Annotated in this window: 10 protein-coding genes and 1 tRNA gene; 4 read left to right on the forward strand and 7 right to left on the reverse strand. The window is 61.6% G+C overall.

Translation table 11 applies throughout. The features are described from left to right. Window positions 1-6: 6 nt before the first annotated feature. Together WBF69_RS08650 and WBF69_RS08655 are read left to right on the forward strand one after the other, a co-directional pair. On the forward strand, window positions 7-921 hold the full coding sequence (locus WBF69_RS08650; protein ID WP_424263230.1) for a hypothetical protein: 915 nt from the start codon (window positions 7-9) through the stop codon (window positions 919-921). Between the two features lie 63 nt (window positions 922-984). After that, window positions 985-1,818 (forward strand): TOBE domain-containing protein, encoded by an 834-nt coding sequence (locus WBF69_RS08655; RefSeq protein WP_424263232.1) that lies wholly within the window; start codon window positions 985-987, stop codon window positions 1,816-1,818. A gap of 42 nt (window positions 1,819-1,860) precedes the next feature. Here WBF69_RS08655 and WBF69_RS08660 read toward each other — a convergent pair whose 3' ends face one another. Genes WBF69_RS08660 through modA form a run of 3 tightly spaced genes read right to left on the reverse strand, consistent with a single transcriptional unit; the run spans window position 1,861 to window position 4,076 of the window. After that, complete coding sequence (locus WBF69_RS08660; protein ID WP_424263233.1) at window positions 1,861-2,586, reverse strand: sulfate/molybdate ABC transporter ATP-binding protein; 726 nt, start codon at window positions 2,584-2,586, stop codon at window positions 1,861-1,863. After that, window positions 2,583-3,269 carry a molybdate ABC transporter permease subunit gene (gene modB / locus WBF69_RS08665; protein ID WP_424263234.1) on the reverse strand — a complete coding sequence of 229 codons (687 nt, stop codon included), beginning with the start codon at window positions 3,267-3,269 and terminating at the stop codon, window positions 2,583-2,585. Before modB ends, WBF69_RS08660 begins: the two co-directional genes overlap by 4 nt. 57 nt (window positions 3,270-3,326) lie before the next feature. Further along, the gene (gene modA / locus WBF69_RS08670) at window positions 3,327-4,076 is read right to left on the reverse strand and encodes a molybdate ABC transporter substrate-binding protein (RefSeq protein ID WP_424263235.1); all 750 of its coding nucleotides are present in this window, start codon (window positions 4,074-4,076) and stop codon (window positions 3,327-3,329) included. 197 nt (window positions 4,077-4,273) lie between these two features. Here modA and xerD point away from each other — a divergent pair, with 197 nt between their 5' ends. Continuing rightward, window positions 4,274-5,179 (forward strand): site-specific tyrosine recombinase XerD, encoded by a 906-nt coding sequence (gene xerD / locus WBF69_RS08675; protein WP_424263237.1) that lies wholly within the window; start codon window positions 4,274-4,276, stop codon window positions 5,177-5,179. 29 nt (window positions 5,180-5,208) lie between these two features. Then, complete coding sequence (locus WBF69_RS08680; protein WP_424263239.1) at window positions 5,209-5,718, forward strand: aminoacyl-tRNA deacylase; 510 nt, start codon at window positions 5,209-5,211, stop codon at window positions 5,716-5,718. Window positions 5,719-5,740: 22 nt separating this feature from the next. Here WBF69_RS08680 and WBF69_RS08685 read toward each other — a convergent pair. The 4 genes from WBF69_RS08685 to WBF69_RS08700 form a co-directional block, all read right to left on the reverse strand. Beyond that, window positions 5,741-5,815 (reverse strand) — tRNA-Arg (locus WBF69_RS08685). 62 nt (window positions 5,816-5,877) lie between these two features. Beyond that, a complete protein-coding gene (locus WBF69_RS08690; protein WP_424263241.1) occupies window positions 5,878-7,779 on the reverse strand; it encodes a LapD/MoxY N-terminal periplasmic domain-containing protein in 1,902 nt (633 codons plus the stop codon). A gap of 20 nt (window positions 7,780-7,799) precedes the next feature. After that, window positions 7,800-8,483 carry a transglutaminase-like cysteine peptidase gene (locus tag WBF69_RS08695; RefSeq protein ID WP_424263243.1) on the reverse strand — a complete coding sequence of 228 codons (684 nt, stop codon included), beginning with the start codon at window positions 8,481-8,483 and terminating at the stop codon, window positions 7,800-7,802. A 267-nt stretch (window positions 8,484-8,750) separates the two neighbouring features. Continuing rightward, entirely contained in the window at window positions 8,751-12,692 is a 3,942-nt protein-coding gene (locus tag WBF69_RS08700) for a type I secretion C-terminal target domain-containing protein (protein ID WP_424263245.1), read from the reverse strand. Window positions 12,693-12,708: the final 16 nt, after the last annotated feature.

Raw genomic sequence — 12,708 nt, forward strand, 5'->3', positions numbered from 1 at the left:
GCGGACATGGAAACAGACATTCTATTAGGTACGCGCCCGCTGGCGGCGCACACCCTGCTGTTGGTGGGCGGCGACCTGTGCCTGCGCGCAGCGGACGCACTGGCCCCGGATCGCTGGGCCTGCATCGGTCTGCGACGGCGGGCCATGCACTCACGCCCCGGCGAGCGCATCCGCTGGCTGCAGGCCGATCTGGGCGACGCGGGCGGTCTGGCCCTGGCGTTAGGCGCCATCCCGGACATCGCCGCCGCCCCCATCACTCACATCCTGTACGCGCCGGCGCCCGACACCCGCGCTCCCGAGGCCTATGCCCGCGCCTATCCGCAGGGGCTGCAAGCCCTGCTGGACGCACTGCCCAATATTGACCAACTGCAGCGCTGCGTGCTGGTGGATTCTTCCGCCGTCTGGGGGCCGGACACCGCCGATCGGCTGGTGGACGAAGAGACCCCCCCCGATCCGGCGGACTTTCGCGGAACCGCCATGCTGGAAGCCGAAGCCCTGCTGCAGGCCCGGCTGCCTGGGCGCGGCGTCGCCCTGCGTCTGTCGGGCCTGTACGGCCCGGAGCGCTTGCGCCTGCTGGACGGTCTGCGCGCCGGACGGATCGCCGTGCCGGACGGCCCTGGCCACTGGGCCAACCGGATCCACATCGATGATGCGGCGCGTGCCTGCGCCCACCTGCTCTCCCTGGCCGATCCGTTGCCCTGCTATATCGGCACCGACGACCACCCGATGCCCATGGCGGCGCTCTACGATGCCCTGGCCCGGATGGCGGGCGGACCACCGCCTGCCCGGGAACACCGCCCGCCCGACGGTAAGCGCCTGTCCAATGCACGACTGAAGGCCAGCGGCTGGACGCCCGCCTGGCCCGACGCGATCGACGGATACGCAGCCTGCCTGAACCCGTCAGCCGCGCACCGGCCCTGAACACGGCGGACCGCCCCCTTTCAATCTTGAGCCGCCCCGACTACGCCGCGTACACTGCCTTCCATGAGCAACAGCACCCCGACATCGCCGCTTGAACTGAGCACGACCCTGAGCCTGCGCAGCGGCGATCAGAGCTGGGGGTCGGAACGCCGCATGGCGCTGCTGGCCGCCATCGGCACCGAAGGCTCGATCAGCGCCGCTGCCCGCAAGGTTGGCCTGAGCTACAAAGCCGCCTGGGATGCCGTGGACATGATGAACAACGCTGCCGGCGATCTGCTGGTCGAACGGGTCACGGGCGGCAAGCGCGGCGGCGGCGCCCTGCTGACCGCCCGCGCCCGCGAACTGGTGGCCTGGTACCAGGCCGTTCAGGCCGAACACCAGCGCTTCATGGACGTCCTGTCGCGCTTTGGCCCCGACAGCACTCGTCATCTGGATCTGTTGCACAGCATGGCGCTGCAGACCTCTGCCCGCAACCGCTTCGAAGGCGTGATCCAGCGGATCGAGTCCGGCCCGGTGAATGACCGTCTGACGCTGGCATTGGACGCCGGCATCGCCCTGACGGCCACCCTGACCCATGCCAGCACCGAACGGCTGGGTCTGGCCCCGGATCGACGCGCGCTCGCCTTCATCAAGGCCCAGGCCGTGCGCATCCTGCCCGACGAGCCGGATGCAGCCGATCCCGCCACAGAAAATACCTGCTGGGCCGGATGCGTCAGCCATCTCGTGGCGGGTGACGGCCTAAGAGAAATCAGCCTGGATGTGACGCCGCGCATCCGCATCACCGGACTTGCCGCAGCCCCCGCACGCGGAACTCCCGCCCCCGCTGATCTGGTGCCGGGATCACCCGCCCGCGCCTGCTTTCAGGCATCCGACGTGCTGATCTGCACGCTGGACTGATCCGGTCGGCCCCGCCAAACCGGACGGCAGGCCAAATACGGATCAGACCACCGCCTTCTGGCCCAGGATCCGGCCCTCGGCAATCTGAAACACCTGATCAGCCAAAGCCTGCACATCCGCCGGGTCATGGGTGATCAAAATGGTGGGAATGTCGATGTCGCGCTGCAACTGAAGCAACTCTCCGCGCATCTGCGTGCGCAGATCCGCATCCAGCGCCGATAGGGGTTCGTCCAGCAACAACAGGCCAGGATCGGTGGACAAGGCCCGCGCCAAGGCCACCCGCTGGCGCTGCCCCCCGGACAGTTCAGCCGGATAGCGATCCAGCAAGCCGCCCAGGTGAAACGCCCGCACCCAGCGCATCGCGGCAGGCGGCAGATCCCGGCGGCGCAGCCAGCGGCCCACGCCGCCGTCCGCGGCAGGCCGGCCCCAGCCATGCCAGTTCAACCAGCCGCGCTGCAAGCCGAAACCGATGTTCTGACGCACCGTCAGGTGCGGAAACAGGGCGTAGTCCTGAAATAGATAGGCCAGACGCCGGGCGCGGGGCGGCACATCGATGCCGGCTGCATGATCGAACAGGACGCGGCCATCGACCACGATCCGCCCAGCGTCCGGGCGCAGCAGGCCGGCGATCGCCTGCATGGTCAGACTCTTGCCGGATCCGGACGGCCCGAACAGTGCCACCCGGCGCCCGTCTGTCTGCCAAACAGGCTGCAGCAGAAAGCCGTCGGGGCCGCCGACGCGGCAGCGGATGTCCACGATCAGGCTCATGCCGCACTCCGCGAACGGCGCGCGCGACGCCCCCCCGGCATCAGCCAGGCGGCCAGACACAGCACCGCCACGCAGGTGGCCGATGTGACCAGCACCAGAATATTGGCCGTCTCGTCATTGCCGGCCTGCACGGCCTCGTAGATGGCGATCGACAGCGTCTGTGTCTTGCCGGGAATATTGCCCGCCACCATCAGGGTGGCCCCAAATTCACCCAGCGCCCTGGCGAACGCCAGCAGGACCCCGGCCAGAATACCCCTGGCGGCCAGCGGCAGGCTGACCCGGAAAAACACCGCGGCAGGCGACACCCCCAGCACCGCTGCCGCCTGCTCCAGGCGATGATCCACGTCCAGAAATGCCGCCCTGGCGGCCTTGAGCACCATGGGAAACGCCACCACGGACGCCGCCACCACCGCGCCCTGCCAGGTAAAGACCAGCTCGATCCCATGCGACTGCAGCCAGGCCCCCAGCCAGCCGCGCCGGCCAAACAGCACCAGCAGGTAATACCCGGTGACGGTGGGCGGCAGCACCATCGGCAAGGTCAAAAAGGCATCGACCACGTCGCACCAGCGCGACGACCAGCGCGACAGTCCATAGGCCACCGCAATGCCCCCCACAGAGGCCAGCGCCGTGGCCCAACCCGCGACCTTCAGGGACAGCAGCAAAGGAATCCAGAGTTCAGCCATGACCGGCACCGGCTGCACCGGAGAGCCCCGGCAGAAAGGCTGCTCTCAAAGCCCGCATCACGGCTTGGCAAAACCGTATCGCGCCAGCACCGCCTGCCCTTCTGGGGACACCACATAGTCCAGGAAGCTGGTGGCTTCCGGCGCGCGGCCCTCGCGGTTCACCAGGGCGATCGGATACACCACCGGTTCCGGGGTGTCCACCACCTGCACGACCTTGACCTTGCCCTTCATGATGGCGGCATCGGTGGCGAAGACGAACCCGGCATCGACCTCGCCGCGTTCCACGTAGCTGAGCACCTGGCGCACGTTCTGACCCAGGATCTGATGCGCCTGAACGACATCCCAGGACCCGGCCCGTTCCAGCGCGGCCCGCGTGTAGCGCCCCACCGGTACGGAATCCGGGTTGCCCAGCGCGATCCGCTGCACGTCCGGCTTGGCCAGATCCCGCAGGGACTGAATCCCGCGCGGATTGTCGGACGGCACCACCAGCACGACCTCGTTGCGCACGAAATTCACCCGGCTGGCCGGATCGATGGCCTGCGCGGCGGCGGCCTTGTCCATGGCCTTTTGATCGGCGGACGCAAAGATGTCGGCGGGAGCGCCTTCGGTGATCTGGCGCAGCACCACGTCCGACGCGCCGAACGTCGTCAAAATCCTGGTATCCGGATGGGCAGTCTCGTACTGAACGGCCAGGTCCTTGAAGGCGTTGGTCAGGCTGGCGGCAGCCGACACCAGCACCTCACCGGCCAGGACGGGCGCCACGACGCAGGACAAGGCGCAGGCGATCAATACACGGCGAAACGACATCTTGGCACTCCTATGAATTAGGTAAAGTCATCGTAATATATATAGGTATATTCCGCTATCGAAAATACCGGAAATTTGACGTGAAACAAATGCTCATGATCATCATCGATCCTTGATGACAATCAGAGGCATTCGCCCATACGGGTGAGCAAGGCAGGTAAAATCCTGCTCATGACCATGCAGAATCCCTGAACGCCGTGGCCACCCAAGCTTCGCCCTTTCCCGCGATCAATGCCTTCCTGGATGCCCTATGGCTGGAAGACGGCCTGGCGGACAATACGCTGGCCGCCTATCGGCGTGACCTGAATGCCTTTGCCGGCTGGCTGATGGCCGAACGCAAACGCTCGCCGGAATCCGCACATAAGGAAGACATCCAGGCCTGGATGGCAGGCCAATACCTGCAGACCAAGGCCAGCACGGCCAACCGCCGCCTGGCCGCACTGCGGCGTTTCTACCTGTGGGCGCTACGCCGCAACCTGTGCCAGGAAGACCCCTGTCTGGGCCTGCACAGCGCCCGGCAGCCGGCCCGTTTTCCCAAAACACTGTCCGAAAACCAGGTCGACGACCTGCTGAACGCGCCGGATACCGATACCACCCTGGGCCTGCGCGACCGCGCCATGCTGGAAACGCTGTACGCCACCGGCCTGCGCGTCAGCGAACTGGTCCACCTGAACGTGCACGACACCAGCCTGAGCGACGGCGTGGCGCGCGTGATCATGGGCAAAGGCGCCAAGGATCGCCTGGTTCCGCTGGGCGACGAGGCCCTGCACTGGATCGAACGCTATCTGCGCGAAAGCCGGCCCGCCATCCTGGGCGCCCGCGCCTGCGATGCCCTGTTCGCCACCGCCCGCGGCGGCGCCATGACGCGCCAGGCGTTCTGGCTGCTGATCCGCAAATACGCCCAGCAGGCCGACATCCGCGTCCCCCTGTCGCCGCACGTGCTGCGCCACGCCTTCGCCACCCACCTGCTGAACCACGGCGCCGACCTGCGCGTGGTGCAGATGCTGCTGGGCCACGCCGACATTTCCACCACCCAGATCTACACCCACGTCGCCCGCGAACGGCTGAAAGCCCTGCACGCCCAGCATCATCCGCGGGCGTGATGCGAAATTCCCGTCCATCAGGCACCGTCATGTCGAAAACAAAGCACACATCCGAGACACCCGCCACACACTGGCTGCGGCAGCAGAAAATCGCCTTTGGCGAGCACCCCTATGACTACGTGGATCATGGCGGCGCGCGCGAAGCCGCGCATCAGCTAGGCGTCCCGCTGCATCAAGTCGCCAAGACGCTGATCATGGAAGACGAACACGGCCACCCGCTGGTGGTGCTGATGCACGGGGATTGCGAGGTCTCGACCAAAAACCTGGCGCGCCAGACGGGCGCCAAAAAAATCAGCCCCTGCTCCCCGGATACCGCCCAGCGCAACTCGGGTTATCAGGTGGGAGGCACGTCCCCATTCGCCACGCGCAAGCGCATGCCGGTCTGGGTGGAAAAGACGCTGCTGGACTACGACACCGTCTACCTGAACGGCGGGCGGCGGGGTTACCTGATCAGCGTGGCTGCCGACGTGCTGACGGGGGCATTAGGGGCGAAGCCGGTGGAAGTAGCGCTGGGATCCGACGCGGATCACGCTGGGTAGCCATGCCCTGCGGCAAGGGTTCTGGCGTCTCCTGCAGGAATCGAACCTGCAATCTTCCCTTAGGAGGGGAAAGTTATATCCATTTAACTAAGGAGACAACGGTCGCCTGACAGGCGAAGTCCGCTAGTATAAATCACGGGGCGGCGGCCACACTCAGCCCTACCCCCGCGCTGTCTCCAGATCGACTTTTGCGCCGATATCTCGGGCGGTTTCCAGCACGGCTTCCAGCAGCCTGCGCGCACCGGGGCTGTCCGCCTGCGCGGACATCAGGGCGCCTGATATCCGCACGTAATCGGGCTTGAGTTCATGCAGATACAACAGGGCTTCGGGCTGTTCGGCAAAGCGCCGCAAGCCCAGACGCACACCGTGATCCCGCAGCATGCCGGCGAATTTGATGATCTGCGTCCGATACGACACCAGACCATAGGAATCGAGTTCGACGATCATGCAGGCGCTCTGATCCGGGCGCCCCGTCAAACGGGTGGCGATTTCGGCGCAGAAATCGTCCTGCAGAATCGACGCCAGGGACATGCGCAGAGTCAGGTCGCCGGGGTGGGTCGACAGCCAATTCAATCCCAGACTGATCGCCTGCGCATCGCAGGCCCCCGACATGCCCAGGCGCACGGCGGGCGGCATGAACAAATATCCGGACAAGGGTTCCGATGCACTGGGTTCTTGCAGCATCAGCGTGCCCATCATGCAGTCTGTGCCTGCCACGGCGGACTCATCCCGCTGCATCGACAGGGAAAACCAGCCCTCGTCCAGCGCGTTGCGCAACAAGCCGCGCCAGGCCTGTTCGCCCCCCATCCGGCCCGCATCGCGGCGCAGATCCTGGCTGGGCAGATATTCGACCTCGTTGCTGCCGGCGCTTTCCGCCCGCATCAGGGCTTCGTCCAGGCGCGCCAGCACATCCACCATGTCTTCTGTCGGTTCGTAGTCCGTCAGGACCATGCGCCAGCGGCACAAGCCCGCCTGCCCCAACTGGATGCGCTGAGCCTGCAACATGTCAGCCACCGCCTTGGCGATCCGCACGGCGACAGGCCCTGGCATCATCGGCAGCACAAAGGCAAAATCCGATCCATTGAGCCGCGCCAGCCAGGCCTGCCGCCCAACCCGCGCGCGCAGCAATTCCAGCACCAACTGACCGACGTTGCGCAGCCACTGGTCGACCACTGCGCGGCTCATGGACTGATTCACCGCCTGCAGATCACACTGCCGAAACAGCATCACGTGACCGCTGCTGCCATCCTGATTGGCGGGCAGTTCCAGCACACGCCGCAATTCATTCATGAAATATTTGCGATTGGCCAGGCCCGTGACCGGATCCTGATTCAATTCCAGTTGCAGGGATTCGATCCGGGCTTCCCGTTCGCTGACCGTCGCCCTGACCTGTTCATGCGTGCGCACAATGGCCTGAGAGACCTCTTCCAGTTCGGCGATCACCGGATGGCGCACCGGCGGCAAATCCGCCTGCCCGCCTGAATCCGCCAACGCACGCACCCTGGCCATCACATCGTCATGCAAAGACCGGCGCAGCCAACGCATCAACAGGCTGACGAACAGCCCCCATAAAATCCCGGCGCCCACAGTCAGGGCCACGATCCGTTCCGTGCTGGTCCACAAGGCCTCGCGCGCATAGGCATCGTTGGCCTGCAGACGCACCACGCCCAATTGCGACCAGCCATTCGTGACTTGGCGCTGAGCCTCGTGACGCTGCAGCGGCAAGAGATGACTGAACCACCCCGGCGCATTGACCTGTTCTGCCTGGCCATCGCCGATTTCCCGACGGATCAGAATCCGCCCGGTCGGGTCCAGAAATTCCACCACCTGAAACTGGCCGCTGTCGAACAACACGGAAATCAGCAATTCCCGCACCGTCGGATCCTGATTGGACGGCTGCGACAAAGTCAGCGCCAGCGACGTCGCTGTCGAGTCGCTTTGCGCCTGTAGCTGCGCATCCAGATACTGGCGGGCCGATCCGATGCTGAACACCGTCGCCCCGACCAGAATCACCAGAATCGCCAGCGTCACACTCAACAGCAATTGTCTTAACAAGGACATGACATTCCTTTTCCACACAATCAGGGCTGAAAACCTTCGGCCCGCATTTTGCCAATCAAATCACGCCAGCGCCCGATCTGATCGACAGAGCGCCGGGCGCCGCCGGGCACATAGACCCCTTCGGCATTGAAACTGAAGACCGGCGTCAGATCGGGCCGATGACCGGCCCGCTGGATCCGGTCCACCAAGCTGTCCAGCACTAAAGGTTCCGCCTGCGGCGTCGGGTAATAGCCCAATACCATGTGCGCAATGCTCTGGCTGCCGATCTGGGCCCGGACATAGACGAAGCGCAATTTGCTGGGCGACACCCCCAGGCGCAGCAGGGAAAAATATTTCCCGGTGACATAATCTTCACAGTCTCCTGTCCCTTTTCCCAGTGATTCCAGCGGCGTCGCCCAATAATCGGTCTGGCCCCAGATGGTGATGTCTTCCCCACCGATCAAGATGTTGTTCCAGAAGTCGTTGACCGCGCGTAGTTTTTCTTGTTCGTCCAGCCCGGCGGACTGAGTCAGCATGGCCTGCCAGGCCTTGACCCCCCGCTCGGCCTTGGCGCCATAGTGCTGGCGGGCATATTGGGCCAGTTGATCGGGGTCGAACGTCAGGGCTGGCGCCGACCCCCAGGCCAACGCCAGTCCAAAAACCAGAACGGTCAGCCCCTGCAGCAGGCCCCGGAACCTGGCGGAAGCCGGCCGACGATCAGACATTCATAGATTTTGATACAAAACCCGACTGAGAGGAAGCCGTGCCGGAAGATGGACGCGCGTTCCACGCAAAAGACCATGTTAACGGCATGGATCCGGAGCGCCTATTGGCGGGAAAGACAGGGTAACGACCTGACGGCCACCCGGCTGTCCTGATGCCTTGGGGGCTATCCTCTCCTCTTGCCCATTTCCACAAAACGACACTCAAAACGCCCGCGCCCCGGAAAACCGGGGCGCGGGTGCAAGGTCTGGCAAAAAAAGCGGTGAGGCTTACTGTTCGACCTTCAACTTACCATCGTTGATGAGGCTGTTGATCAATGCTGCTTGGCCGCTGGTCGTATCCAGATTGTCATGGCCCACGGTCAAATCAACGTTGTCGATAACGATCTGCTGAGTCACCGTACTGGAAGCGTCGCCGTTTGCGTCAACCTTCACATTGATGGTCGTCTTGCTACCATCACCAGTAATCTGCAGATACTGAGTCAAATCACCACTCGACGTATGTTCCGACAACAAGTCGCTCAGATCAAGCACGTCCTGATGAGACTTGTCCGTATCCCCGCCGATGCCGTATGTATTCCCTACGCCGAAATCCTTGACATGGTCCACCGCCGCTGGCTGCCCGGCTTCGGCCTGATCACCGAGTCTCCACTGGAATACATCGTAGCCCTCGCCACCGTACAGCGTGTCGTTCCCTGCGCCACCAATCAGGGTGTCATTGCCGCCCTGTCCATAGAGGGTGTCGTTGCCAGCGCCGCCATCCAGGGTGTCGTTCCCGCCGCGAGTATCGCCAGCGACGTTGAACTGATCGGCGTGACCCTTGATGTAGTCGTAGATGTCCTGGCTAGTGGCATCATGACCGAGATCAGCCTTCAGATAGGCCTTCAGCGCATCCAGACCTGAACCATCGGGCAGATTGGCCGGACGCCCTGCCCAAGTCAGGCTGTCGGTATTGATGACGTCACCGAACAGAATGTCATCACCTGCACCACCTGACAAATGATCATTGCCGACCGGGGCTGGCTCGGTATGATGAGTCCCGCCGACGAGGGCTGCGCTCAAGTCAGAAGGGTCCAGCACAACCTCGGATGCCCCTACCTTGCCAGAAGTGTAAGTCCGGATATTATCAATATCTACAGAGAACGTACCCCCGTTACTACCATCGTTCACCTCGAACGAGAAGCGATATTCTCCAGGACCATGGATCTGCGTCACCGTATCAGCATTCGTCCCGCTCTCGGCAACCTCCCACTTGGCAGACTGAGCATCCCACATCAAAAGATTCCATTTGAAAGAGTCGCCAGCCTTATAGTTGTTTAATGTTGCGTCAAATCCGAAAGATACGCCATTTGCTTCTGTGACGGTGATTTTCTGAGATTCGGCCATTGAGACAACCACGGCCTTACCATCACTGGATGATGTGTCAGTGATGCGCATACTATTCTCTTCCCACCACGCCCAAGAGGGGGCCTTATCAACTTTACTCAGAGACCCTTGGCCACCACCTCGAACCCATGCATTCAGATTATTACGTCCATTACTACCTTCGAAATCGACAAGAGTAGCCCCTCCAGTTGTAAAGGTGCTGCCAGTATCGTCATATTTATCCAAAGTGGAAACCGAGACACCATCCCCGATCCCAATCGCATAAACATCACTCTTGTTACTCAACAAACTGAACGCACTATCTCGATTATTCGCATTATCGGTCGGCTCCCCATCCGTCAGAAAGAAAGTCACATTCTTAAATGGTTTATTATCATTACTACCATCCGTTGACGGCTGCCCATCAAACCAGGACTTGGTTTCCTTGAAAGCGGCTCCGTAGGGAGTGGAACCATCAGCACTCAGGCCATTGATCTTCGCGACCATCTGATCAACATTACCGCTGTTCAAGCCGTCAATTTCATAGACAGTCTTACTAGAAGATCCAGCGAATGTAATCAAAGAAACATTAATGGTGCCATCATGATCCGCCAGATGATTCTGCAGCAAGGAAATCAAGGCCTTTTTAGCCGTAGCCAAGCGAGATTCCTCATCCGACCCAGAACCCCACTTATCACCCATGGAGCCTGATAGATCCAGCACCAATGCAATGTTATAACTGGTACCCTTCTCAATATTCTGCTTAATCCCACCGGGGTCACCCAGGAGAATATCCGATCCAATATTCCCGGACAAATTGTCCACACCATTAGCGCCAATCCTGATCTGATCGCCCACCAGGTGAACATCCACGGTGGCTGTATCCACCCCTCCTCTACCATCGGATACTTGAACCTGGATTTGATCCGTACGTTCAGAATTAAACAGGTTGCCGTCCTTGCTAGAATCAACACGGATCTTTCCTGTCGACGAATCGATGCTGTAGACCCCGTTGGGATTGCCACCCGTGATTTCGTAGGTCAGCGAATCATTATCCGAATCATGAGCTCGCACCTGGCCCACAACAGGCGAACCAGACTGGGGATCCACAGACTCAAAGTGATAGGCATCAGTATTGGGCAGTGTATCCACTGTGTCGGTACCGCTGAGGAACTCCGGCGCGGTGTTAACAACAATAGACACATGACCCGGTGCACCGTCGCCATCACGATCAGATAGCGAGTAGTTGAAATCGACATGACCATCGGTGGTCTTGTCCATTGCCTGGTACTGATAGAACTCCCATTTTCCATCAGCGGGCGTCAGACGGATCTCGTAGACCAGATTCCCATTGGAATCTCGACCGGTGATGGTGTTGCCGTTCGCCGACACTGTCGACGTGACATCAAGGCCGCTGGCCGTCTTGAGACCGGCTTCGGCGCCGGTCAGATTCAGATCACCAGGGCCATCTGCACCATACGCCAGCGCAATGGTGCCATGCGCGTATGCAATGGGCTGAGCTTCGGATGTTCCCAAGAAGGTAATGCTCTTGACAGCGAAGTCGCTGTTGTCAGCATGCGAGGCAGGCTGACCGTTATCCAGCGACCTGAACACGATCTTATCAAAACCGCCTTCCTGCACCTGGAAGTTAGCGGCATAGTCGCCGCTGCTCTGGTCAGAAGAAAATTCCTGTGTCGAGACGAGCACTCCTCCACGATAGAACAGTGCCACGCCACGCTCGAGCTCACCCCCGAACATCTGGGAAAACTCAACCTTGACCCCGTAGGCGACACGGTCTCCCGAAAGCTGAACCGTCAGTTCCTCTGATGCCCCTTGATTGCCGACCTTACGGTAGTCCACTTCCCCATCAATTGCGAAGTATGGCTCTTTGCTGCTCTTGACGCCCAGACCATTGCTAGTTTGATAGACATTCGCCGCACCCAACGTCAGAGTGTTGCTGGACGTGAAGCCCAGCGCGGAAACCGTGACAGCGCCATTATCAAAGCTGTAACCACTCTTGGACCCGCCGGAGCCAGAGAAATCGACCTTTCCGACATAAATTTCCGGAATATCCAGCGACGTCGTGCTGACAGCGTCCGACGCAACTGCGGTCGGCATATCATCTTCGATACGCACCGTGATCGTCGTGCTGGCGCTCAGCGTCGTGCTAGCCGCAGGATCCCCGTCATATACCGTCACCGGGATCTTCAGATCGATGACGTCCTCGACGCTGTTGTCCTTGTGGTCCAGGGTATCGTGCAAAGTGACTGTATAGCCGCGTGAAGCGTCAGTATCGCCAGCAATAAGCTCAACGGTAATTACCTTGTGGTAGTCAGCGCCATTGAGCGTACCGGTGTAACCCACCACCTTGCCGCTGCCATCGTTTGTCCAATGGACATCCTTGCCATGAGAGGTCAAATTTGCAATCACGCCTCCCCCCGAACCCGGCCCCTGAGCGGCGGTCACGCCCGATCCCAGGCTGAGCACCAGGCTCGACACCGGGGTATCCGGATCGCCCACGGTGATCGTGCCATTGAAGGTCGCTGCGCTGGCATGATCCCCGTCGGGGGTGCCGGTATTGTCCTGTATCCCATTCGAGAGCCCTTCTTCCGAGACCACAGCACCAATGCCTTGCAAACCGGGGACATCCGGCACACCTATCGTCGGAGGCCCGTCAGTGTGGCCGTTGATCGTGATCGTCACGGTCGCCGGCTGCAAATCCCCGTCCGCATCGCGCACCTGGTACGTAAAGGTCTCGGTCAGATGCTGACCGGCATTGAGCGCATTGACCACCGGGTTCGCATTGTCCAGCGTGTAGCTGTAGGTGCCGTTGGCGTTCAGCGTCACCGTCCCGTACTGCGCC

The organism is Castellaniella sp., from assembly GCF_049673105.1.
Classification (GTDB): Bacteria; Pseudomonadota; Gammaproteobacteria; order Burkholderiales; family Burkholderiaceae_B; genus Castellaniella.

What these genes read in the sequence shown, in the direction of transcription:
- modB (WP_424263234.1), bottom strand. Translation starts at nt 3,269, where the DNA reads ATGGCTGAACTCTGGATTCCTTTGCTGCTGTCCCTGAAGGTCGCGGGT.
- WBF69_RS08695 (WP_424263243.1), bottom strand. Translation starts at nt 8,483, where the DNA reads ATGTCTGATCGTCGGCCGGCTTCCGCCAGGTTCCGGGGCCTGCTGCAG.
- WBF69_RS08680 (WP_424263239.1), top strand. Translation starts at nt 5,209, where the DNA reads ATGTCGAAAACAAAGCACACATCCGAGACACCCGCCACACACTGGCTG.
- modA (WP_424263235.1), bottom strand. Translation starts at nt 4,076, where the DNA reads ATGTCGTTTCGCCGTGTATTGATCGCCTGCGCCTTGTCCTGCGTCGTG.
- WBF69_RS08690 (WP_424263241.1), bottom strand. Translation starts at nt 7,779, where the DNA reads ATGTCCTTGTTAAGACAATTGCTGTTGAGTGTGACGCTGGCGATTCTG.
- WBF69_RS08660 (WP_424263233.1), bottom strand. Translation starts at nt 2,586, where the DNA reads ATGAGCCTGATCGTGGACATCCGCTGCCGCGTCGGCGGCCCCGACGGC.
- WBF69_RS08655 (WP_424263232.1), top strand. Translation starts at nt 985, where the DNA reads ATGAGCAACAGCACCCCGACATCGCCGCTTGAACTGAGCACGACCCTG.
- WBF69_RS08650 (WP_424263230.1), top strand. Translation starts at nt 7, where the DNA reads ATGGAAACAGACATTCTATTAGGTACGCGCCCGCTGGCGGCGCACACC.